The organism is Rummeliibacillus sp. SL167, assembly GCF_007896505.1.
GTDB classification, from domain to species: domain Bacteria; phylum Bacillota; class Bacilli; order Bacillales_A; family Planococcaceae; genus Rummeliibacillus; species Rummeliibacillus suwonensis.
The window spans coordinates 94,082-118,756 of sequence record NZ_VCBM01000005.1 but is presented as its reverse complement, the minus strand read 5'-3'; the positions used below and the strand labels follow the sequence as shown (position 1 = coordinate 118,756).

The window sequence follows — 24,675 nt, the reverse complement described above, 5'->3', positions numbered from 1 at the left end:
ATAACATAACATGGTTGCATTTATAAGCTTTAAAATGTAAAATAATATCATAATTTTCTGTTAATTTTAAAGGAGGGATTTTTATTACTTGGAATGATGATTCATATAAGGAGAAGAAAGTAATTTCTATTGGTACAGTCAGTGAATTAACGGGACTTACAGAAAGACAAATTCGTTATTATGAAGACAGAAAACTCGTATTCCCTGAGAGGTCGAAGAAAGGGATGAGAAAATATTCATTTCAAGATATTGAAATCTTAATCGAAATAGCCAATCAGTTAGAAGAAGGAATATGGACAAGTGAAATACGGAAGGAACTAAAACGGCGAAATCAACCTTTACAGAATGATGAGGCTTGTCAGTATTAATTGAAAGATGATGACGCTTGTGGAAACAATCTCTTCAAACAAAAATACTTCTTAAATCCCATATTTGGGGATAAGAAGTATGGGCTTATTTGAATTGGTCATATAAGCAGTATAAAAATAAAACAGGTAGCTAGTCCGTTTAGCAACCTGTTTTATTGATAAATATGAAATTTAAATTGCATGCAGTTTATAGGATGAAGCTGAAATCCAATACTTGTATGATCTTGATATATGTTAAAGGTGACTTAAAAGCAGTAATTTGTACTTTTAAGTCACTTTTTTATCCGTTTATCCCGCATCAGTCGGTAATAAGATCATCTTCTTCAAGTAAGAAATGGGAGGATAAAGAGGGGAAGTAATTATTTATGAAGCACGATTAATTCAACGATATTTTGATTATGGTCAAATTAAAAATGCCAGAAAATTTTTCTTATATTACATATTGAAATCTGACTAATTGGGTAGAAGCGATTCTTGGCTTACGGCCTCCTTGTGTTTTTTCTTAATGGGTTTTCTGAGCTGAGATCTTTTTTGCCTTAACATTTGTTTTTGCCTTTTTCTCAGTATCAATTTTAATGGCTGATTCCTCGGCAGCATTTTCTGCAATTTTTCTCTCCTATTCCACTTTTTTAAAGGATAGAATGCTAAAAAATAACCTGTACTAATTTTTATGCGAAAGATAATGAAATTATGAGGTGATTATTAGGGGAGATAACGGCTTTTACTTTTTTGCAGGTAATTTTTAATTATTCGTTTACATTTGATTCATAATTTTATATAATACCAATAAGATAACTAGAGATTAAAGCAAAGGAGAGGTTGAGATGAATACAAATGCCTTTTTTAGATCAACAATGGCGAATAATTTTGCAACTAGAAAATTTTTCAAAAGAGTAGCGAGCGATATGGAAAGTCAACTAAAAGAATGGCACAAAGGTTATCAAGTTTCAGTTGAAACATGGAGAATCTATTCATTATGCGTTCAAAATGGGGAAAATACGTATCAAGTCGCATTGTCTAAAAACCTTGTAGACATTCTTCAACATGAAGCTCCTTATGCATTAGATAGGGCACTTTGGAGAGGTTTAGTAAGCCAAGGGTTGGTCTTACAAAAAACACAAGGCAATTACTTAGATACTGTGTTAGATGCCTATGATTATGAACAACAGAAGCTTGCTTTATAGCATAAAGTGAAGTGGGGAATCTTCACTTAGAATAAGGTTAAAATTCTTATTTTTATTTATAACTTGTTGTTGTGACAACGGTTTAGCATTATTTTTTTATTGATGCGCAATTCTTAGCATTTGACAATAAAGAGCTATCTTTTAAGATCTTTTTAAAATTCTCAGGTTTCCATATTACGATGATTTGGTCATAGTCGATTGACGATGAACTGCTTGAGGCGATTCTTTAGAATCGCCTTTTTTTATAGCTATTTTACTGGGAAAGTGTGTTTGTTATCAGATTTTATCCATTAAATTATCAAGCGTGTTGATTATCCAATTTTCCCCACAAAATATAGTGTATTCGCTGATTTCCGCTCCGGCTTGATCGATTGGGTTCTTATGGAAATTGAAACTTCTCTCCTATCTACATAAATGAGCGCTAGCACCAGAGAATTTTTCATATTATGTCATATCTTCATCCTAATTTTTCCTAATCAACACCTTTATTTAAAAAGTTTCATATCAATTGGGACTAAACGGGGAATTGATGACGAGTTACAAATTTGATTATAGTAAAGTCCCCAAAATCATTGATGTGAATATCATAATGTAAATATATTGAATTGTAGGGATTGACATGATCTTTTATAGTGTTAATATAAAAAGAAATTAATATCCAATTTTATGGAATTGAATATAAAAAAACATATAGAAGTATGAAGCGGATAAGGCCTCAGTTTTTGTTGTTTGTTACATTCAGTTGTTTAATAGATTCATAGAAAATCATCGCATGCAGAAGATATATCCATTTAAAATGGGGTGTATTTTCTGCATTATCAAATGGATTTACATCGTTCAATTTATTGTAAAGTAGGGATGATTATGATAGAGCTTTCCATTCGAAATATAAGAAAAAGATTTGGTAAAAAGCAGGTGTTGCAAGGATTAGATATTACCTTGACACCAGGAGTATATGCATTAGTGGGGAAAAATGGTGCTGGAAAGTCAACTCTCATGCAGATATTAACAGGAATTCTTTCAGTGGATGAAGGTGAAATTTTGTTAAATGGAGTAAAGATTCACCCACAAGACTCGAAATTCAGCAAAATGATTGGATATTTGCCACAAGACACACCCATTTATAAAAATTTTTCGGCCGAAAAGTTTCTTTGTTACTTAGCAACGGTTAAAGGTGTTGAAAAAAAGAAGAGGCTTGAAAAAGTAAAACAATCTTTAGAAATGGTGAATTTAGAAAAAAATTCTCATACATTATTAAAAAACTTTTCTGGAGGAATGAAACGACGAATTGGAATCGCACAGTTACTTTTAGATGACTCCGCTATTATTATAGTAGATGAACCTACTGTAGGGTTAGATCCGAAAGAACGTATAAGATTTTATAATATTTTAAGTACTATATCGAAAGAAAAAATAGTGATTTTATCTACACATATTATGTCCGATATTTCATTTATTTCTAAAGAGATTCTATTAATGAGAGATGGGAAAATTATCAAGCAAGGCTCTCCTCAACATTTACTGAGTGAATTAGAGAAATTTGTCTGGTCTGTTGATGTGACTTTGGAAGAATTACCAGAGATTCAAGCACATTTTCAAACAGGTGCTGTTAAAAAAGTGGATCATTACGTACATAATATTCGTATATTGTCTAAAATCAAACCACATGAAAAAGCAAAATTAGAGATACCTGAACTAGAAGATTTATATTTATACTATTTAGATGGAGAATGCTAAATGATGGATTTGATAAAGTATGAGTTTTATAAATTATTGAAGCAGAAGGTTTTATGGATCACTTTACTACTGATGTTTTTGGGGGCGATCTATTTTTCGTTGGTCATGATGGGAGATGATTTGAAACCAGCTTATGAAAAAGTAGAAGGGCCGATTACTGAACAAAAACTGAAAGCAGCTCACATAGATGATCAGCATCTTGTCGATGAAGAAACGAAAAAAGGGCAGTTATCTCCCGAAAAACAAAGTTTGAGAGCAGCGTATGATAAGTTATTTTATGTTGAACATTATCGAATCATGCAACCACAAAAAATTTCTGGTGCTTTCAATCAAGCGAAATCAGCTGACTCCCAATATGAAGAAAGACAAGCTGAACTGAAGGCTAATATGTTAAAGGATATTCATTATAATGATTTTGAATATCAAAGACCTATGGAACAAGCTGTATTATTTATGTCGACTGGAAGTATGGCATTGATTTTGGTATTCATTATTTTAAGTGCCTCTCAGAGTTACACTTGCGAATATATGAGTGGGGTCGTCAATTATTTATTTTCATCAGTAAATGGTCGTCGTCAAACTTTGTGGGCTAAATTATTAACAAACTGGATGTTTATTATCATACTCTCTGTTTTCTCCACTTTAATCGCTACAGTTGTTTGGGGAATCTATGATAGTTTTTCGGGGTGGAATAGTCCATTGCAATCTATTGAAAAGTTTTATGAGTCTCCCTATTCTTTAACCATCGGTCAATATTTAATGCTTTCCATTTTGTTGCAAATTTTAGCGGGCATTACATTATCGACACTGATTGTACTGATTTCCTTATTATCTAAAAATGTTATGCAATCGATTGTTCTTACAATAGTTATAATTGGAATCCCTATGCTTTTTGTATATTTGTTACCCACCACATTCTTTTCGGAATCATTCCTATTGGTTATGCAATTTGCTCCGAGTGTGGGTTTAAATACAAATATTTTATTCAGAGATTTTGTGACAATTCCTATTTTGGGAGTACCTGTTTTGCTACCCATTGCAACTAGTATTTTTTGGATTGTCCTATTATTTGTTTCATTAGTTATTTTATCGAAATGGATTAAAAAGAAACAGATATAGAAAGTTAGACATGTTGATCCTCCAATGTAATCCATGAAAATAGGGGGATTTGTTGATTTCCGCTCCGGCTTGCTCGCTTTCCTGCGGGCGAATGCTGGGGGCAACAGGATGTTGGTCACGGAGTCGTTGCCACAGGACGTGGCGCCCTTAGACTCCGTTCCTTAATCGCTACGCTGCGGGGTCTCATCTATGCTTTTTGACAGTAATAGCCACTTGTAATTGGCTATACTGCCAAACGCAAAGATCTAATTTAGTGGACTTTTTCTATAACATTATCATTGATATTTACAATATCATAATCTTTAAGGTACAGTAGAAAGTAATTCAACATCATCAAAATAATGAATAGCATCTTTATCCTGATCATAAATATATAACCCATAACCCTCTTTACTTTGTAATAACTTTTTTTTCTCATCATTAGTCAAAGGCTTTGCTAAATTTAAATTCAAAGTAACTTTATAAGCCAATGAATTATCTGATTTCATAACAGCTCCAGGAACTAGCGCAGTATGGTTCTGTTTGACTATAGAAGAAATATTTTTAGGTAATTGTAATTCAAGATAATATTTACTATCAATTTTTTTTAACAAAGTATAAAGAGAAGGACTCACCTTATAAAAAATTTCAAATTCAACAGATTTATGATCACTTTTCACTTTAAATTCATCCACTTTAAAATTAGGTGGAGTAAATTTTCCTTCTAAAGAAATTTGATTACTGACACCTTTAGGTTGTTGATCCTCATTTTGTTGATCCTCACATGCTACAACACCAAAAGTAGATATAAAAACAACTAGAATGACAACCATGAATTTTTTACGCTTCATTTTTTAATTTTGTCGCTCCAACTAGAATATGTCCAATTTCCTGAAACGCTTTTAGATTTTATTACTTTTCCTGCATTCCATAGTTTTTCAGTTCCAGTTTCTTTGACCCAGTTACTTCCAGCTCTTAATTGATAAGTTGTTTTTGCGGGAATAGACCATGTGATTGTCAATGTTTTTGTTTTAGTTGTTCCTAGTCCTACTTGGGTTGAAACCCCAGCTTCAGCCACCATAGTCTTAAAACTAGCATTAGAAGTAACATTAGCTGTAGTAGATTGAGTGACGCCTACTGAATAACTAACAGTATCGGTTGAGGAACTGTTATTGCTGTGTGTATGGGTAAACTCAACCTTTTTATTTTTAGAAGTAGAAGAATGAATGTATTCATATCCAGATAAATCAATAACATACGGAGAAATAATAGGGCGAGCTACATCGTATTCTGTATAATCTTCAGATTCTGCAGCGCTAGCACCAATACTAGCATTTAAAAATAGTAAAGATAATGTAGTAGTTGCTAATAATAATTTTTTCATAAAAAACCTCCTTTTCTAATAATATGTAAATTTTATAAATATTATATTACCATGATGCTGGTTATACATCAAGTATTCGGACACACAAAAGTTTCTTTCTTCTGTGCGGCGTCCATTTTGGCGTGTTCCGTATCCTAAGTAGTCTATCAAAGTGAAAAATGGTTTTGGCCATTTACTTGGAGTGTGAAACAAATCATTTGGGGAATATCTCCAATAAATCAAAGACTTTTAGTTGGCAATCATTGACCGCGGATTCTGTAATATATTCACAATGATTCTTTTTCAATACACCTTCCTCCGTATCTTGTTGAATTTGAAGCACCTTATAGTATTACTTGTTTTAAGGTAATATGGCAGAAAAGTTAACAAATGAGGGGTATCCGAATGATCTTTTGGATACCCCCCGTTTTATGTTTAAGAGTTACTGCCTTCGATAGCGACACTTTGGCTTTCTGTTTTAAATTGTTGATCATCCCAATACAATATATTTTGTATATAACCAAGACCGTCCGCGTGATATCTGCCGGCAATCTTTTGAAATGCTAGAAGTTCATATATGCCATTCCGATCAAAATCGACCGGATACAGTCCACTTAAAGGATCGACCCAACCCTCTATAGGTGCTTTTAATGTACCATCGGGATTATAAATTTCTGATAGATATTCTTTACCTTTATAACGAATATCTAAAATATACCGTTTCTTTGGATGTGAACTAGTGACGCTCACTTTATAAAAATCTTCATAATTGACCGTATATTTGGATTGTTGCTGATAGGCCTCACCATCAAATATTGGACGCGTTTTCCCATCAACATAGGTATAGATTTCTGTGTAGATGATTCCACCACTACCCCCTGTATCCATAGTGACCAATATATCATCGACATGATTACCTGTGAAATCTCCAAGAAAAATAGTGGGGTTATATCCGCTATTTTCTTTTAAGGCTATTTTTTCATAAGTATTTTTTGAATGCTGGAAGATCATAAGGTTAATATTTTGCCAGTAGGGGCTATCTGGTTTTTTAGTACCGGTTAAATAGACTGTATCGATCATGCCGTCGCCTGTGACGTCTCCATAACTTTTGGCAATAACAACTTGTGAAGTATCTACAGGTAGTCTTTCAAAACCGTTTGGCGTCCATTGTAAATAATCTAAATAAGAAGGTAATTGTTGGGTCTGCCATTCAATGACCAATGCCTTTTTTGTACTACGTTTGATTTTTATCGGATATAGTCCGGCAATCGTATGTTCATCAATTTTAAGGTGAATCATTGGCTGCCACTGAGAATGGATCTGTTTGAGTAAGAGAAGGAAAGTATTCCCTTGATAAACATAGGCGGTAACTAGTTCCTCTATGGAATCTCCATCTACATCAACATGTTGAACAACAGGACCTATTTGTGGCAATTCTAAAATAGAGGCAGTGGGAGGTAGAAAATGTCTTATAAATTGGAGATCATTATTCATCTTCAATCACACCTTTTTTATATCAATTTATGCTGAGTAGCCATTTATATGAAAAAAGAAGGTCTTTTCTTAAATAAAAGCGGTTCTATTGGTGAATTTTTACCATCAGAACCGTTTTAAATGAATCATTATTTTTCCTATCATAGGGAGCAGGCAGTAAGCTCTCGCTTCTTCAAGCCATAAATAACAAGCAAAGAATAGGGGAGCAACTGCCTGATAGGTCCCCGATTGCTTCGGGCCAACAAAATGTTGCCACAGGACGTGGCGCCTTTAACCTGAGTTCCTCTAGTTCAGTGGGGGATGAAGAAAATCCCCACGGATGGAGTTTCACTTTATTTTGAATTGTTGTACGACCATTTGCAGTTCCTCAGATAATTTCACGAGTTGTCCAACTGATGCTTCCATAGATTCCATAGAGGATAGCGTTTCTTCTGTAGAAGCGGCTACTTCCTCAGAGGCAGCAGCATTGTCTTTAGCATGATCATTTAATTCAAGTGCAGTAGCCGATAATTCTTGGGCAGATGCGGATATTTGTTCTGCAGTAGCCGATACATTTTCAATCTTTGGCGTAATATCCCGCATGTTTGCGATAATCGCTTCGAATTTAGTAGCTGTATCTTGAGAAATGGTGATCCCTTTTTGTACGTCTTCTAAAGTATTTAGCATGATATTGACGGTTTCTCCAGAATCTTGTTGGACAGCTGTAATCAGTTCTGCAATTTTGCTAGCAGACTGTTGAGAGCTTTCTGCAAGTTTCCGGACCTCTTCTGCAACGACAGCGAATCCTTTACCATGTTCCCCAGCACGTGCTGCTTCGATGGAGGCATTCAGCGCTAGCAAATTGGTTTGATCGGCTATGTTACCGATGATATCTAGAATGGCACCGATTTCTTTCGTGCGATCATATAGAGATCTGATTTTAGTGTCAGATTTTGTCACTGATTGATGGATGGAATCCATTTGGGCGACTGTATCTTGAAGGGAATGCTGTCCATCTTCAGCCTGCTGTGTTGCATGTGTAGATAATGCTGATACTTCTGAAGTATTATCTGCAATAATCGTAATCCCTTTTGAAATTTCTTCTATAGCATTGCTGTTATGTTCAATGTTAGTCGTTTGCTGTTCTGTATTCATCGAAACTTGTTGCATGGCAGAAGCAATTTGCCGTGCCGCTACCATATTTTGATCGGTGCTTGCCGCAAGCTCTTCAGCAGAAGAACGAACAAGTGTTGAACTCGTATTGACTTTATGGATAAGAGAGGAGAGATTATCCTTCATAGTATTAAATGATTTCGCAAGTTCGCCAATTTCGTCATTAGAATGAATGGCGATGCTCTCCGTCAAATTCCCTTCACTCATCTTATGAGCGTCTGTTTCCAACTTCTTGATAGGGTTCACAATCGAACGAACAATCATAAGGATTAACATACTCCCTACAATTAAAAATAGAATCTGTACAGCCAAAAATGTATATAGTGTTGACATCACGGCTTTTGTAGCTTCGGAATCATATGTTGTAGCAATCACTTTCCATCCTGTTAACTGATTGGTTGTATATATAATGTGATGTTTATGATTGTCTGTTTGTCCCGTTTCGTTAGCCATAACCGTTTTCATATATTTCTCTGAAGCAATTGTGCCGCTTTCCTTATGAGGATGCGAAATAATGGTTTTATGGTTATCGACTAAAGTGATAAAACCTTTTTGACCAATTTTCACTTTATTTGCAATCTCTCGAAGAGTATCAATATTAATATCGATACCGACAACACCGGAGCCATCTTGTAATTTTTTTGAAATCGTTATGACTAAGTTACCGGAAGTTGAGGATGTATATGGTTCTGTAATAATGACCTTTCCGTTATTTTGCATAGCTTCTTGATACCATGGGCGTTTTCGAGGGTCATAGTCTTTTGGATATTTGAAGTATGGCATTCGAATCATTTGTCCCTTTACTGTACCGATGTATGCCATTGCAGCCTCTGGATGTTCATGAACATATTGATCTAAAATTTTACGTAAGTCTGAGTCTTTGGAGATATCTAAAGTTGATGATGTAATCTTTTTGGAAAAGTATTCTACATCATGTGTTTTGGCTTGAATAGTGTTTGTAATTTGCGTGTTTAATAGATTGATGTTCACTTTAGCGCTATTGATCTGATCTTCTTCGATTTGATTTTTAGTACTACTGTAAGAGATAACACTTAAAACGGTGGAAGGAATGATTAGAATGACTAAAAACGCACATATTAATTTACTTCGTAACTTCCAATTAGAAAATAGTTTCATTTAAAGATGACCTCTCTATGTAGATTTATATTTCATATGATTTTGATCTATGTCTATAGTCTATTTATAATTATCAGACAAATAGCATAAATAATATCATATTTTTAATTTTTCAGGTCAATTTTACCACGATTTGAAAGAAACGTATTGAGTCTTTATTCATAAAAATACATATTTTGAGTAACAATTTAAGTATTTTCTGTATAAAAACTTTTCATGTGCAGGTTTAGGGGAAATCGCTTATGAAAGTTTATTTCCGCTAGCAGATGTTTAGATACTATTTTGAATCAAAGACATCATTGAACGATTGTGTCAAGGTTCATCCGTTACTGCAAGTATAATCAATACGCCTGATGGCATATAATTGAAATCCAACAAAAAAGCATCCTGAATGATTAGAAATAGTTACTTTCCAATAATCAGGATGCATTTTTATCCCGCGTTAACGGGCAGTGTGGTCTCCAATATTAAGACGCAAGTAACAAGCGGAGGTAAGTATAGATCAACTACCTGTAAAACCCATGCTTCAACTAATATCTGGTAGGAGTGAAGAAAACCCTTTCTTGGTGAAGTTTCACTTTATCAAAAACCCTCGATTAGTATACTTTGTCACCGTTAAAAATAGAGTTTTTCACAATGACATAGTCGACATTACGAATTGCTTCAAGTTTTGAACCACCTGCATAAGAAATAGAAGATTGTAAGTCCTGTTCCATTTCGATTAGTGTATCTCTTAAATGACCGCGATGTTCAACGTGCATTTTTTTACCTTCGACATTTTTTCGTTCACCCTTTTGGAATTCAGACGCAGAACCAAAATACTCTTTATAAAGCTTACCGTTTATCTCTATTGTTTTACCTGGGGATTCTTCATGACCAGCTAATAGTGATCCGATCATAACCATTGTTGCACCAAAACGAACGGATTTCGCAATGTCACCATTTGTACGAATCCCACCATCTGCAATAATAGGTTTCGTTGCAGCTTTTGAACACCAGCGAAGGGCAGCTAATTGCCAACCACCAGTACCAAAGCCTGTTTTAATCTTAGTGATACATACTTTACCAGGTCCAATACCAACTTTTGTCGCATCAGCACCTGCATTTTCGAGTTCACGTACAGCTTCAGGTGTACCAACATTGCCAGCGATCACAAAAGATGTAGGAAGTAGTCTTTTGATATGATGAATCATATTGATGACAGCATTTGAATGACCGTGAGCAATATCAATTGTTATATAATCTGGTGTTAGATTGGCTTTTGCCAAATCTTCTATAAAAGTATACTCTTCAGGTTTTACGCCAACACTAATTGAAGCGATTAATCCACGTGAGATCATATCTTTCACGAAGTCTGCACGTGTTTCTGGATGGAAGCGGTGCATAATATAGAAATAACCATTTTCAGCTAATTTAATGGCAAGAGATTCATCTATAATTGTTTGCATATTTGCAGGGACAACTGGAAGTCTAAATTTGTGACCTCCAAGCATAACGCTTGTATCACATTCAGAGCGACTATTTACAATACATTTTGCGGGAATTAATTGAATATCTTCGTAATCAAATACATTATCCATGTCCACACTCTCCTAAAAACGAATATTATTTTTTAATAGCTTTAAAATGTTCGTCCTTTGGTAATTTACATTATTTTCGCTATGATGTCAAAAATTTTTCCTTGATTTATAAATAAAGAAGTTTTTGAAGTGGAAAATCAATCAACCAGACCCATTCTATTGGTTTATTTTGATTCAACAGAAGATGTCACCACAATTTTATCCCGCTTTAACGGGCAGTAATACCCCCATCTCAAGATTTTGAGAGAAACGAGAAAGATAGATGGGAGACTGCCCGTTAAAGTCCGATTGCTTCGGACGGGCAGGATGTTGGTCACTCAGGTGTTGCCACAGGACGTGGCGTTCTTAACCTGAGTTCCTCTATTTCAATGGGGGATGAAGAAAACCCCCACTGATGGAGTTTCACTTTATCTTATTATAAGTAGATATTTTTACAAGGGCAACGTAAGACGAATACATATATTTATGTTAAAATCAGGATTTAAGGATTGTTTAAAAAGATATTCAATGACAGGCGTGTTGATTAGGCAGAAATTAGGAAATATTTTTGATATAATTCTTAAAAAAACATGTATTTTTCGTTTCATTTATGTAGATCTTCGCTGCGGCTTGCTCGACTCCCGCGGGAAAAGCGAATAGATGAGACCCCGCAGCGTAGAGATTAAGGAACGGAGTCTAAGGGCGCCACGTCCTGTGGCAACGACTCCGTGACCAACATCCTGTTGCCCCCAGCATTCGCCCGCAGGAAAGCGAGCAAGCCGTAGCGGAAATCAACGAATTCTCCCTATCTTTATGGATAAAATTGGATAATCAACACGCCTGATTCAATGATTTTCTATATTGATGGACATAAAAAACAATAACTTCGCTTTTAAAGAGATTAATGAGAGGAAGCAAATAATGGGAAATTTGGAATTTGTATTACGAGAATATATTATGGGTCGACCAGTTATTTCGATTGAACATGATGAGGAAGATCCAACTTTTGGCGTAATCATCGATGCACATAGAAAATTAGTATATGGTCATATAGAGTTATCTGATGATCAAAAACTTACATCTTTTATGGTTGATATGGAAGAAATCACAAACAACAATGATGTTTCATTGGAAGAATATGAAGAGCTAGAGCCTGATGAATTGATCGGTTGTGCAGAAGATTTTATTCAAGATTTTTGCCAAGAAAAACTGCATTTTAAAAAGATGACAGAATGGAATGGCGAATCTTATATGATCGTGTTTGAAGCAAAGGATGGCGCATTAAATTTATTTTTGCCTAATTCAGGTGCAACTATTGAGATCAATAAGCAAGGATTTATTATCTCAGCTGTCTTGTTTCAATCGTATTATCAATTATCTTATCCAGATATTCAAATTTCAGCACAAGATGCAAAAAATATATTATGCCAATATCCTCTAGTGGAACTAGGTATCTTCGAAAATAGCGGAGAGATGAAACTTGCATATTATCCGAAACGTGAATATGTAGCCGTTCGTGTTGATGGGCAAGTCGTAACAGCGGATGAGCTTTTGGATGAATTTGTCGCCGATGCGCATGCGTTTGAACAAGTCAATGTAACTGAATCTATAGAAAGTCTCTTAGGCGTTACCAATGATATGCATAAAATAGAAAACGGTGTAGGCACCTATTGGTATCCATCAGAGGATGAAAGGAATATGGAAGAAACTGAACCAACGATTAAGATGGAACAGATAGACGCGTTGCAACAAAATTATGAGTCAAATGTTGAATGGAAGGAATTAGAAGAGGAATTACCTTTAGAGCTTCTTGAAACAAAGGCGAAAATGTTCTTAGAAGCTGCAATAGGAAATATTCATGAAAAATATTTACTGGAAGAACAACTTCAAGATGGCGATGACTTTGAAGTTTTAACAGAAGAAGATTTAACGGAGGAAGAGCGCCGATTCTTTGAGGAACTTGAAATGATGGAAGAAGAAAACGAAGAGGATTTGGATGAAGATGATGAGGATAACAATTTCGAACCATTTACAACCTTTACATTCGTACGCCATTACAAAGGGATTCGCATAGAGGAATATACTATCTATGTGAATGTTGGTATTTATACTGGTGTTATTCGTGATTGTTCTATTATATTACCAGATGAAACACAACTACTAAATATGAAGATGGATCCTGTATTATCATTAGAACAAGCAGATGCCATATTTAAAGAACATTTGCAAATGAAACTTGCTCGCACGATCAATTATGATGAGGAGGATGAAGAAGTTACAGTATATGGATTAAATTATGTCATGGATTTCTCAGCAAATGGTGAAATTGAAAAAATCGATGCAACTACTGGTGAAATCCAGTATATTGAATCAGATATTTTAAAAGAAGGAAAATGATATAAACCTTCACTAATTTATAGCTCGAATTTATTAGAATACTACTAATCTTATGCTAATTTAATAGTGAGCGGTTGACAGAAAAGTGCTAGTCATGTAGACTGTCACTATTAATTGATAAATACAACCTCACTAGTATCGCGGTGAGGTAGAGGTGCAATATTTAATAGTTCTTAGTGGAGTTAGAGAAAGCGAGGAAACTAGGGAGAAGGAAATGTTGCCGAAGTTTGTAATAATCTCGATATTACATGCTGGGTCTGCAGTGAATAATTGCAGGACTGTCTCAATAAGTTGTCGAAGTTATTGAGTTGAGCTATCTCATGATGGGATAAAAGTGGAGGATTTAGGACTAGATATATTCTGGAGCCTGAGTTCAACTCAGGTTCCTTTTTTATAGTCTTTTTTTCTAAGGCACATAGGAGATTGTTTTTCAAAGGAGAGGGAAATATGAAAAAGACATGGGCATTATTGTCAGGTGTTTTATTAATGACCATCCTTGTGTTAGCAGGGTGTGGCTCGGATGATTCTAAAAAATCAGAATCATCGGATAGTGGGGATAGTAAAGGTACATTTGCAGTAGGCATGGAAGCGGGATATCCACCGTTTAACTGGACACAATCAGATGATTCAAATGGTGGTGTCGCCATTAAAGGAAATGCAGAATATGCAAATGGTTATGATGTACAAATCGCACAAAAAATTGCTGATGGATTAGGCAAGAAATTAGTGATCGTTAAAACAGAATGGGATGGTCTTGTACCTGCATTGACTTCAGGTAAAATTGATGCCATTATTGCTGGTATGTCACCAACTGCAGAACGTAAAAAAACCATTGATTTCTCAGATATTTACTATAAATCAAACCTAGTAATGGTTGTAAAAAAAGGTAGCAAGTTTGATGGTGCTACTTCAATCGCCGATTTCAAGGGGGCAAAGGTAACTGCTCAGTTAAATACATTCCATTACACAGTTATTGATCAAATTAAAGACGTTAAAAAACAAACAGCGATGGATAACTTCCCAGCAATGCGTGTAGCACTTGAGTCAGGCAAAATCGATGCTTACGTTTCGGAAAAACCTGAAGCAGTTTCAGCTACAGCAGCTAACGATAAATTCGCAATGGTTGAATTTGCGGATGATAAAGGCTTCAAAACTTCAGAAGAAGATACTGCAATCGCAGTCGGCTTACAAAAAGATAGCGATTTAACAGAAAAAATCAACAAAATTCTTAAAGGTATTTCAGAAGAAGACCGTCAACAAATTATGGATGATGCAATCAAAAATCAACCAGCAGCTAAATAGTTTTTAGACTTAAAGAGCTACCGATTGTGTGATTTATAGCAATTGGTAGTTCTTGTTATGCTTTAAGGAGGAGTAATAATGAGCTTAGAATGGTTTATCAATATCATTACAAATAACTGGCCGATGTTCTTACGAGGCGCTTGGATGACACTGGTTATTTCAACAATCGGGACTATTATTGGCGCATTAATCGGCTTGATTATTGGCGTCATTAATACAATTCCAAAGGGTAATGGTGGAGCTAAAAAATGGATTTTACAAACCATTAATGCGATTTTAACTGTTTATGTTGAGTTCTTTCGAGGAACACCTATGATCGTGCAAGCAATGGTTGTTTACTATGGTTCTGATTTATTGTTTGGCATTGACATGAACCGTACCTTTGCGGCTATTTTGATTGTATCGATCAACACAGGTGCTTATATGGCTGAAATCGTACGCGGTGGAATAATGAGTATTGAACAAGGTCAATTTGAAGCGGCACGGGCTATTGGTATGAATCATTGGCAAACAATGGTCCATGTAGTTTTACCACAGGTTTTGCGTAATATTTTACCTGCGACAGGTAACCAATATGTGATGAATATCAAAGATACATCTGTATTAAATGTAATCGGTGTAACAGAATTATTCTTCCAAACTAAATCGATTGCAGGGAATAACTTCCGTTACTTCGAATCATTCTTCGTAGCATGTATTATTTATTTAGTCATGACCATTATTGTTACGCAAATTTTGCGATTCTTTGAACGTAGACTCACAGGTGACGCGAACTATCAAATGTTAGATGATGCTGCACTGATTCGTGGATCAGAACAAACAAAATAGAGGTACAAAGGAGAGAATAACTATGGAAACAATTATCGATATTCAACATCTCAGTAAATCCTTTGGTACACATGAAGTATTAAAAGACATAAACTTTTCCGTGAAAAAAGGTGAAGTAGTGTGTGTCATTGGTTCATCTGGATCAGGAAAGTCAACGCTTTTGCGCTGCATTAACTTACTTGAAACGCCAAGTGGCGGTGAGATTGTTTATAATGGCAAAAATATCCTAGGTAATAAACAAAATCTTAATACGTATCGAACTCATCTAGGGATGGTATTTCAACAATTCAATTTATTTAACAACTGCGATGTGTTAAACAATTGTATCTTAGGTCAAGTAAAGGTTTTAAAACGTTCAAAAGATGAAGCCAAAGATGTAGCCATGAAATACCTAAAAGTAGTGGGGATGGATCGTTATTTAAATGCGAGACCTGGTCAATTATCAGGGGGGCAAAAACAACGTGTTGCTATTGCTAGAGCTTTGTCTATGCAACCGGATGCGCTATTATTCGATGAACCCACATCAGCCCTTGATCCTGAAATGGTAGGGGAAGTATTGAAAGTAATGAAAGAATTAGCGCAATCAGGCTTAACGATGATCGTTGTTACGCATGAAATGGAATTTGCAAGAGAAGTATCTGATCGAATTGTATTTATGGATAAGGGTGTGATCGTTGAGGACGGTGCGCCAGATGAAGTATTCAACAACCCAAAACACGAACGTACAAAGGCTTTTTTACAACGTGCGTTAAAATAAAACGAAAGCTGTCATCTAATCAATGACAGCTTTTTATGTAAGGTTTTATTACATAAAAGAACAAATTTACTCACAATATGTAAGCGCTATGATTAAATTTTAAGTAATGAAATGTTAATAATACAATTATTAGTCGGAAAATTCTAAAATTAGCATGCTATACTATAAAGAAAGGTTTTTAATTAGGGGGTTATTATATGACAAAAACACAAGAAAAAAATCTTAATGTATCAACATTGATGAATGAGCTAAAATATCAAAATAAAGAAATGCAAACAGTTATGCAAAAATTACAAAAGATCTCTTTGCAGTCCAAAATATTAGCATTAAATTCAGGGATCGAAGCAGCTAGAGCTGGAGAAGCAGGGCGAGGCTTTTCGGTAGTAGCAAAAGAGATTAATAAGTTTGCCGCAGCAAGTATGGATGCAAGTAAAGAAAGTGAAGAAATTATTAACTCTATTCAACAAAAGGCGAATGAAATCATTGCTGTCCGAACAGTAGATATTGCTTTTGATACGATCGATAAAATTGATCGTAATTTATTTGAAAGAAATTGCGATGTACAAGCATGGGCGACTTTTGATGCAGTCAAAAATGTTGTATTAGATCCAACAACTGAAACGAAACAGGCTGCACAGGCTTTATTAAAAAATATATACGAAATTTATGAAGTATATTTTGAATTATTGGTTGTTGATTTGAATGGGAATATTTTAGTCACTGCAAAAAATCAAAGCGAAGTTGGCAAGAGTATGGCGGATCGTGAATGGTTTAAAGAGACTGTTGCGAATAATGATGTATATGTAACAGATATGTATTATTCTGAAGTTGTCCAAGGATACACAATGGGCTATTCTTGTCCGATTCGCGATCAATTTGGCAATGTCATTGGTGTATTATCTACACGTTTCAACTGGGATTTCATCTACGATATTATTGATAATGTCAAAATTGATGAACATTCAAATTTATATTTGATCAATAAAGAAGGTATCGTGATCGCATCAAAAGATAGAGAAAATATTTTAAGTAAGAATTTGAACAATATGAAAGCCGTCAATCAGGTTATAAGTGGCGCAGATACCCGTGGATATGTAATAGAGAATAACCAAATTTGTGCCTATTGCCTAACGGAAGGATACAATGCCTATAAGGGAAAAGGCTGGTCCGTTATTGTAGTTGAGTCTATATAATGGTTTATTTAACTTATTACCGAACCGACTTTCAGCAGCCATTCTTGAAGAAAGAATGGAATCGTTTTTCGGATGAAATAAAGATTGATGAAAAATTCGTATGGACCCTGGTTTAGTAGCAAAAATAAAAAGCTCCATTTTGAAAAAGATTGATCAAAATGGGGCTTTTTTATTCCTCGTTCATCAGGTAATAGCAATTCTATATCAAGACTCCGATAATAAGTGAGGATAGGTGTGGGATCAACTTTGCCTGTAAGCTCCGATTGATCCAACTAACACATAGTTGGGGTATAGAAAATCATCACTGTGTGAAGCTTTCCTTGAAGAAAGATCAGTCGATTTTAACCATTTCAATTACTAAGATATGTGCAGTGTCTTGTGCTTTGATATGAATATCTTCTTCCTTGATTTCTAAGCCATCATGCGTTTCAAGTTCGATGTCATTGATGGTTGCTCGGCCTTCTATTTCAACGAGATATGCTTGTCTGCCTTCTGCCACTTCAAAGTCGATTCCCTTGCCTGCATCTAGTTCAAGGGCATAGAGATTTGCATCCTGGTTTATTTGAATAGGCGCAGTGCCTTTTTTATCTGAAACCATGTGAAGCCATTTATTCTTTCGTTCATCCATTGTAAATAAGAATTCACCATAATGAGGCGTATGGCCGTATCGGTCTGGTAAAATCCAAATTTGTAACATACGAAGTTCTTCCTCACCTCTATTATGTTCACTATGGAAAACACCTGTACCCGCACTCATATATTGTACTTGACCGCGTGTGATTGTATGTTTGTTTCCCATACTATCTTGGTGTGTGAGTGCACCCTTGACTACATAAGAGATGATTTCCATGTCACGGTGAGGGTGAAGGTCGAATCCAGTGTGTGGTGCGATTAAATCATCATTAATAACACGTAGTGCACCAAATTGGATGTTGTTTGGATTATAGTATTCAGCAAATGAAAAATGGAATGTACTATTTAACCAGCCTAGATGACTTGTCCCCATTTGTTTATGATCAACTTTTCTTAGCATCGTAATCGCTCCCTCGTATAATAAATTTTAAATTATCTCGAATTCAAGATAATTTTAAAGATAATCTTTTAATTAGTCAAATTTTTTGAATTCATAAAAAAGAAGCCTACAAGCAAGAACTTGCTTATAAGGCCTCTTTTTATCATTTTTCATAACAACAGTGGGAAAAATATTTTTTACTTTAGATAAGATCGTATGTCATACACATTGGCTTATGCGTTCTAGGGTCTTTGTCAATATAGGCGTCTATATTAAAAACGGTTTTTAATACATCTGGTCGGATAACATCTTCACAGTTTCCGGCCTTGATGATCTGACCATCCTTAAGAGCAATTAAGTAGTCTGCAAATCGAGCAGCTTGATTTAGATCATGAAGCACCATAATGATAGTGCGATGTTGCTCCCTGTTTAGTTTTTGAAGCAATGTAAGCACTTCTAATTGATGTGCCATATCTAAATACGTAGTCGGCTCATCTAAGAAAATGATTTCTGTTTCTTGAGCAAGTGCCATTGCGATCCATACACGTTGTCTTTGTCCACCTGATAGTGCATCGACAGGACGGTATTTATAATCGGCAGTGCCTGTCACCTCTAGGGCCCAGTCAATCACCTCGTAGTCTTTCTTTGTCAATTTTCCAAGCCCTTTTTGATAAGGAAAACGTCCATAAGAAACCAATTCTCCAACAGTCAATCCATTAATGCTTTCCGGAGTTTGTGGAAGAATCGCCATTTTACGCGCGAGATCTTTCGTCTTTTGTTTAGCAATATCTGCACCATCTAAAACAGTCGTACCAGACTGTTGACTAATGATTCGGGTCATTGTTTTGAGCAAAGTCGACTTACCACAGCCGTTTGAACCAATAATTGTCGTGATTTTTTGATCAGGGATTTCGATATTTAAGTTTTGCAAAATTAACTTTTCACCATAGCCAACGCTTAAGTCATCGGTATGTAGACGCACCATTTATGAACAAACCTCCTATTTGCAAAAAATTAACGATATAAATGAGAATAAATTTCAATCATACTTGACAATAATCATAATTCAATTGATAATGATTGTCAATAAGAGATAAAAATTTTGTATATAAACATGGGAGTGAAAAGGATGGGTCAAATGGAGGAAATTTATGATGTTACAATTATCGGTGGAGGACCAGCAGGTTTATATTCAGCCTTTTATAGTGGATTGAGAGGCATGAAAACAAAAATAATCGAATATCAACCAAACTTAGGTGGCAAACTTCATGTCTATCCGGAGAAAATGATTTGGGATGTAGGCGGGCATAAACCATTAGCTAGTGAACAGCTGATTGAGCAATTGATAGAACAAGGTCTAACATTTCAACCTACTGTTGTATTAGGTGAGAAGGTTGAAACTATTACTCGAACCGAAGATGCACTTTTTAAACTGACAACTTTAAAGGGTGAGGAACATTTTTCAAAAACGGTCATCGTTGCGGTAGGAAGTGGTATTTTAAATCCACAAAAACTTGAAATCGAAGGCGCAGAAAGATTTGAAGTATCCAACTTGAATTATACGATCAAATCACTACAACGATTCAAAGACAAGGTTGTTTTGATTTCAGGAGGTGGTAATTCCGCTGTTGATTGGGCAAATGAATTACAACAGGTCGCTAAAAAAGTTTATGTCAGTTATCGTAAAGAAAATTTACCGGCACATGAATCACAAGTGGAACAATTATTATCAAGTGATGCCATGATATTCTGCAATACATCTATTACAAAATTACTGGCTGATGATAGCCATAAAGATCTGATAAAAACGGTAGAACTTACGAATAACAAAACAAAAGAGTCTATCAATATAGATGTCGATGCAGTGATTATTAGTCATGGTTTTGAACATGATTCTTCGTTATTAAGTAATAGTGCGATCGACGTCCAACTTGTAGATGATTTTTACATTAAAGGAAATTCATTCGGAGAATCATCTGTTCCAGGTTTGTTTGCTGCTGGAGATATCATGAGTTATGATGGCAAAGTCCATCTGATTGCAGGAGCATTTCAAGATGCTGTGAATGCGGTCAACAGGGCAAAAACTTATATTGAACCATCTGCTAATGCTTTTGGTATGGTATCTTCTCACAATGAAATATTCAAAGAACGCAATCGTGAAATTATTCAACATATGATGAATTAATCAAAGTCTTTTACAATCCCAGTTTCATTTAAATGATCCAAACATCCTCTACATTCAACTTGAGTGTGGGGGATGTTTTTCTTTGAAAGGGTTATCTTTCTCGCTTGATAAATATTTTTCTTTATCCTATCGAAAATGATAAAATAAGCTGTATGTGAATTTTTAAGTCTTTTTCAAAAGGTGATTTCCTATGAATCCAATATCATTCAAATGGTTGAAGTCCGAAACGATATGGGTATTGCTTATTGCGGTCTTCACAGCAATTAGTAGTGAAATTAAAATTATACCATTTAATGGAGAACATTTCCGTTTCGGTCTAGGAAGTATTACTTTTCTATTATTAGTCTTAATACGTATACCTAAATCAGTCATTCGAACGGGCATAATAACAGGATTAACGGTCGTTTTTTTTCGTATATTTTCAAACGTTTTTATATATAGCGGTACACTTTCTGATAGTTTTACAGAGCATTATCCTGCCTTTTTGTTTTACTTCGTGTATGTTTACTTATTTAAGTTATTAAAAGTTGAACAATTGATCGATCAACCTCTTAAATTAGGAATAATGGCAACCTTTATTGAGATCATCTCAAATAGTGCTGAACATATTGTTCGTTATGTCATTTTACCTAATAACTATTTAGATTTTTCTGATTGGCTTTTAATCGTTATGGTTGCGATCCTAAGAAGTTTCTTTGTGGTAGGGATCTATAGCTCTATTATACTATCTGAGCAACGTAAAAGCTTGAACCAACAACTGACTTTAAGCTCAGATTTATATGTCGAAACAGTGTATTTGCAAAAAATGATGAATCATATTGAACAAATAATGGCAGCGAGTTACGATTTATATCGCACGTTAAAGAAACAACAATCACAAGAACAGAGTGTGAAGGCATTGCACATTTCCCAGGAAATTCATGAGGTAAAGAAAGATGCGCAGAGGATCTTTTCAGGGTTATCGAATATAACAATGCCTAAGACAGAAGATGTATATTATTTGTCGAACATCGTTGATTTTGTTATAACTGCAAATAGTAAATATAGTGAAATGCTAAATAAGCATATTGAGTTTAAAACCGACAATACGGTTGATTTTGCATTAACACAACAAATACCCCTACTTGCAATTCTTAATAATATTACAGCCAATTCGATTGAGGCTATAGAAGAAAAAGGAAATATTAAGCTTGGGATTTTTGAGTATGGAGAGATGATCCATTTTGTCATACAAGATACAGGAAAAGGTATAGCTGAAGATGACTTGGATGTTATTTTTGAACCGGGTTTTACAACAAAATATAACCAACAAGGTGTAGCTGCAACGGGGATCGGTTTATCTCATGTGCAAGAGATTGTTCAAATGCTAGACGGCCAAATTCATGTTGAATGTCCATCTATAGGAACTATTTTCCATATCAAGATACCTCGCAAGAACATACAAAAGGGAGTGAAGTAAACTTGCGATACTTTATTGTAGATGATGATGCAGCGAGTCGACGTATGCTTAAACAGATCATTCTAGAAGGGAATATGGGTGTAGTCATTGGAGAAGCTGATAGCGGCGTCAATGCATTGGAACCTATTCTATCGAGCGATCCAGATTTTGTGCTAATTGATCTTTTGATGCCAAGTTTAGATGGTATCGAAACAATAGATCAGCTTCGTAATCAAGGATTTAAAGGAAACTTTATCATGATATCGCAAGTTGAAAATAAAGAAATGATCGGTGAAGCTTATGAAAAAGATATTGAATTTTTTATACACAAACCGATTAATCGCATTGAAGTACAAAGTGTATTGAAAAAAACATCTGAACGTCTTTTACTAAAAAAATCTCTTCTGACTATTCGAAAGTCTATATTACATTTTGAAGAAGAAACAAAAGAGGAATCTCACCGTACAATTAAGGATACGGTGTCATCCATCCTAAATGACATGGGTATTCTTGGAGAAGTAGGAAGTGACGATATCGTATCTATTATTGATTTCTTGTCTTCTAGCAAAGAAAAGACTATTCAGATTCCGCCATTAAAAGATATTTATGAACAATTGGCTAGCCAAACGAAATTTAATAGCATAGAAATCATGAAAGAAAGTAAAGCGATTGAACAGCGTATCCGTCGAACCATCTCTATAGCAATGAGTAATTTAGCAACGCTTGGAGCGGTGGATTATACAAATCCAGAATTTGAATACTATGCACCTCGTTATTTTGAATTTGCCGAAATACGAACGTTGATGAAAAATATTCAGGAAAATGAACCAGCACCTAGAAAAACCAAAATCAATGTGAAAAAGTTTTTACAAGTTTTATATGTAGAAGCTAACGAAAAATTCAAACATTCATTAAAATAAGTAATAATATGTAAATATCAATCTCTTTTCGGCATGATACTTATCTATTTAATAGAAAAGTTATATAAAAAATGATTTTTTTGAATTTTTATATCATTTAAAATGTCGGATAATGTCGGATTTTATAAGTTGCCCATATAATTAGGCTATGATTTTGCTTCTTGATATAGAAAGCAATCATATTTGAAGGGGTGACTTATTTTATGAAACAATTCAAATTAGGATTAGCTTGGCAAATTCTCATTGGGCTGATTCTTGGTGTAATGGTTGGAGCCATTTTCTACGGAAATGAAAATGTGACGAAATATCTTCAACCTGTTGGCACAATCTTTATGAACATGATCAAAATGATTGTTGTACCAATTATCATATCAACATTGATCGTTGGTGTAGCTGGTCAAGGGGATTTTAGACAGCTTGGTAAATTAGGTATTAAAACAATCGTTTATTTTGAAGTTATTACGACATTTGCTATTGTCATTGGTATCGCAGCAGCAGATATTTTTCATCCTGGTGTTGGCGTAGATATGTCTCATTTAACAAAAGGTGATATTTCAACTTATGTAGAGACAAGTAAAACAGTAAAAGAAGGTGGCGGCTTTGCTGAGACGATTATTAATGTCGTACCAACAAATATTGTACAAGCCATGTCAGATGGTAACATGCTTGCCATTATCTTTTTCTCCGTATTATTTGGTTTAGGTGTTGCGGCAATTGGTGAGAAAGGAAAACCAGTTTTAGCATTCTTCTCAGGCGTAGCAGAAGCCATGTTCTGGGTAACCAATACAATTATGAAATTCGCTCCATTCGGCGTATTCGCGTTAATTGCAGTAACTGTTTCAACGTTTGGCGTAAAATCATTGATTCCATTGGGAAAGTTAGCGATCCTTGTTTATTTAGCGATGATTTTATTTGTCGTCATTGTACTTGGAGTAGTTGCTAAAATTTGTGGTCTAAGTATTTTCCACATTATTCGCATTTTGAAAGATGAATTATTGTTAGCGTATTCAACTTCAAGTTCTGAATCTGTATTACCACGTATTATGATGAAGATGGAAAAATCCGGCGTTCCAAAAGATATCGTATCATTCGTTATTCCAACAGGTTATTCCTTTAACCTGGATGGTTCAACTTTATATCAATCGATCGCTGCATTATTTATTGCCCAAATGTATGGTATAGACTTAACATTAGGTCAACAAATTACATTGGTTCTTACATTGATGGTAACTTCTAAGGGGATTGCAGGTGTTCCAGGCGTATCATTCGTTGTATTGCTATCCACTTTAACGGCTGTTAATATCCCACTCGAAGGGTTAGCATTTATCCTAGGAATCGACCGTATCCTTGATATGGCTCGTACAGCTGTAAACGTAGTAGGTAATTCACTTGCTTCACTTGTTATGGCTAAATGGGAAGGCCGTCTTGATAAAGAAAAATACGACAATTATTTTGGAAATGAAGAGAAATTAGCTTAATGATAGATAATAGCTCTACTGATGTGAAGGTCCATTTCACATTAGTAGAGTTTTTTTGTTTAAATCCATTTTA

The 24,675-nt window shown here is 35.0% G+C and carries 20 protein-coding genes and 1 riboswitch; of the genes, 13 read left to right on the top strand and 7 right to left on the bottom strand.

The features are described 5' to 3' along the window. Window positions 1-83 precede the first annotated feature (83 nt). From FEZ13_RS17570 to FEZ13_RS17555, 4 genes are all read left to right on the top strand, one after another. Window positions 84-368 (top strand): MerR family transcriptional regulator, encoded by a 285-nt coding sequence (locus FEZ13_RS17570; RefSeq protein WP_146550486.1) that lies wholly within the window; start codon window positions 84-86, stop codon window positions 366-368. A gap of 824 nt (window positions 369-1,192) precedes the next feature. Then, window positions 1,193-1,552 (top strand): hypothetical protein, encoded by a 360-nt coding sequence (locus FEZ13_RS17565; RefSeq protein ID WP_146553739.1) that lies wholly within the window; start codon window positions 1,193-1,195, stop codon window positions 1,550-1,552. Between the two features lie 864 nt (window positions 1,553-2,416). Then, window positions 2,417-3,289 carry an ATP-binding cassette domain-containing protein gene (locus FEZ13_RS17560; protein WP_186725969.1) on the top strand — a complete coding sequence of 291 codons (873 nt, stop codon included), beginning with the start codon at window positions 2,417-2,419 and terminating at the stop codon, window positions 3,287-3,289. Beyond that, the gene (locus tag FEZ13_RS17555; protein ID WP_146553737.1) at window positions 3,290-4,408 is read left to right on the top strand and encodes an ABC transporter permease; all 1,119 of its coding nucleotides are present in this window, start codon (window positions 3,290-3,292) and stop codon (window positions 4,406-4,408) included. Window positions 4,409-4,710: 302 nt separating this feature from the next. Here FEZ13_RS17555 and FEZ13_RS17550 read toward each other — a convergent pair whose 3' ends face one another. The 5 genes from FEZ13_RS17550 to guaC all read right to left on the bottom strand — a co-directional run bounded on the left by FEZ13_RS17550 (window position 4,711) and on the right by guaC (window position 11,113). Next, window positions 4,711-5,238 carry a hypothetical protein gene (locus tag FEZ13_RS17550; protein WP_146553736.1) on the bottom strand — a complete coding sequence of 176 codons (528 nt, stop codon included), beginning with the start codon at window positions 5,236-5,238 and terminating at the stop codon, window positions 4,711-4,713. After that, on the bottom strand, window positions 5,235-5,771 hold the full coding sequence (locus FEZ13_RS17545) for a hypothetical protein (RefSeq protein WP_146553735.1): 537 nt from the start codon (window positions 5,769-5,771) through the stop codon (window positions 5,235-5,237). Before FEZ13_RS17545 ends, FEZ13_RS17550 begins: the two co-directional genes overlap by 4 nt. A gap of 414 nt (window positions 5,772-6,185) precedes the next feature. After that, window positions 6,186-7,244, bottom strand: coding sequence for a hypothetical protein (locus tag FEZ13_RS17540; protein ID WP_146553734.1), 1,059 nt, complete (start codon window positions 7,242-7,244; stop codon window positions 6,186-6,188). A gap of 327 nt (window positions 7,245-7,571) precedes the next feature. Then, window positions 7,572-9,533 (bottom strand): methyl-accepting chemotaxis protein, encoded by a 1,962-nt coding sequence (locus tag FEZ13_RS17535; RefSeq protein WP_146553733.1) that lies wholly within the window; start codon window positions 9,531-9,533, stop codon window positions 7,572-7,574. Window positions 9,534-10,129: 596 nt separating this feature from the next. Beyond that, a complete protein-coding gene (gene guaC, locus FEZ13_RS17530; RefSeq protein ID WP_146550490.1) occupies window positions 10,130-11,113 on the bottom strand; it encodes a GMP reductase in 984 nt (327 codons plus the stop codon). A 900-nt stretch (window positions 11,114-12,013) separates the two neighbouring features. On the opposite strand from guaC, the gene FEZ13_RS17525 reads away from it, so the two are divergent. The 5 genes from FEZ13_RS17525 to FEZ13_RS17505 all read left to right on the top strand — a co-directional run bounded on the left by FEZ13_RS17525 (window position 12,014) and on the right by FEZ13_RS17505 (window position 17,569). After that, complete coding sequence (locus FEZ13_RS17525; RefSeq protein WP_146553732.1) at window positions 12,014-13,489, top strand: PepSY domain-containing protein; 1,476 nt, start codon at window positions 12,014-12,016, stop codon at window positions 13,487-13,489. Between the two features lie 141 nt (window positions 13,490-13,630). After that, window positions 13,631-13,813, top strand: a riboswitch (Lysine riboswitch). A gap of 123 nt (window positions 13,814-13,936) precedes the next feature. After that, complete coding sequence (locus tag FEZ13_RS17520; protein ID WP_146553731.1) at window positions 13,937-14,791, top strand: transporter substrate-binding domain-containing protein; 855 nt, start codon at window positions 13,937-13,939, stop codon at window positions 14,789-14,791. Between the two features lie 78 nt (window positions 14,792-14,869). Beyond that, window positions 14,870-15,619: an amino acid ABC transporter permease gene (locus FEZ13_RS17515; RefSeq protein WP_146553730.1), complete on the top strand. Its 750-nt coding sequence runs from the start codon at window positions 14,870-14,872 to the stop codon at window positions 15,617-15,619. A gap of 22 nt (window positions 15,620-15,641) precedes the next feature. Next, complete coding sequence (locus tag FEZ13_RS17510) at window positions 15,642-16,376, top strand: amino acid ABC transporter ATP-binding protein (protein ID WP_146553729.1); 735 nt, start codon at window positions 15,642-15,644, stop codon at window positions 16,374-16,376. Window positions 16,377-16,573: 197 nt separating this feature from the next. Then, a complete protein-coding gene (locus tag FEZ13_RS17505) occupies window positions 16,574-17,569 on the top strand; it encodes a methyl-accepting chemotaxis protein (RefSeq protein WP_146553728.1) in 996 nt (331 codons plus the stop codon). Between the two features lie 331 nt (window positions 17,570-17,900). On the opposite strand, the gene FEZ13_RS17500 is transcribed toward FEZ13_RS17505, so the two are convergent. Beyond that, the gene (locus FEZ13_RS17500) at window positions 17,901-18,602 is read right to left on the bottom strand and encodes a pirin family protein (protein ID WP_146553727.1); all 702 of its coding nucleotides are present in this window, start codon (window positions 18,600-18,602) and stop codon (window positions 17,901-17,903) included. Window positions 18,603-18,783: 181 nt separating this feature from the next. Next, window positions 18,784-19,566 carry an ABC transporter ATP-binding protein gene (locus tag FEZ13_RS17495; protein WP_146553726.1) on the bottom strand — a complete coding sequence of 261 codons (783 nt, stop codon included), beginning with the start codon at window positions 19,564-19,566 and terminating at the stop codon, window positions 18,784-18,786. A gap of 153 nt (window positions 19,567-19,719) precedes the next feature. On the opposite strand from FEZ13_RS17495, the gene FEZ13_RS17490 reads away from it, so the two are divergent. The 4 genes from FEZ13_RS17490 to FEZ13_RS17475 all read left to right on the top strand — a co-directional run bounded on the left by FEZ13_RS17490 (window position 19,720) and on the right by FEZ13_RS17475 (window position 24,602). Then, a complete protein-coding gene (locus FEZ13_RS17490) occupies window positions 19,720-20,766 on the top strand; it encodes an NAD(P)/FAD-dependent oxidoreductase (protein ID WP_370467730.1) in 1,047 nt (348 codons plus the stop codon). 190 nt (window positions 20,767-20,956) lie between these two features. After that, a complete protein-coding gene (locus FEZ13_RS17485; protein ID WP_146553724.1) occupies window positions 20,957-22,225 on the top strand; it encodes a sensor histidine kinase in 1,269 nt (422 codons plus the stop codon). Between the two features lie 2 nt (window positions 22,226-22,227). Further along, a complete protein-coding gene (locus FEZ13_RS17480; RefSeq protein ID WP_146553723.1) occupies window positions 22,228-23,124 on the top strand; it encodes a response regulator in 897 nt (298 codons plus the stop codon). Between the two features lie 203 nt (window positions 23,125-23,327). Further along, window positions 23,328-24,602 carry a cation:dicarboxylate symporter family transporter gene (locus FEZ13_RS17475; protein WP_146553722.1) on the top strand — a complete coding sequence of 425 codons (1,275 nt, stop codon included), beginning with the start codon at window positions 23,328-23,330 and terminating at the stop codon, window positions 24,600-24,602. Window positions 24,603-24,675: the final 73 nt, after the last annotated feature.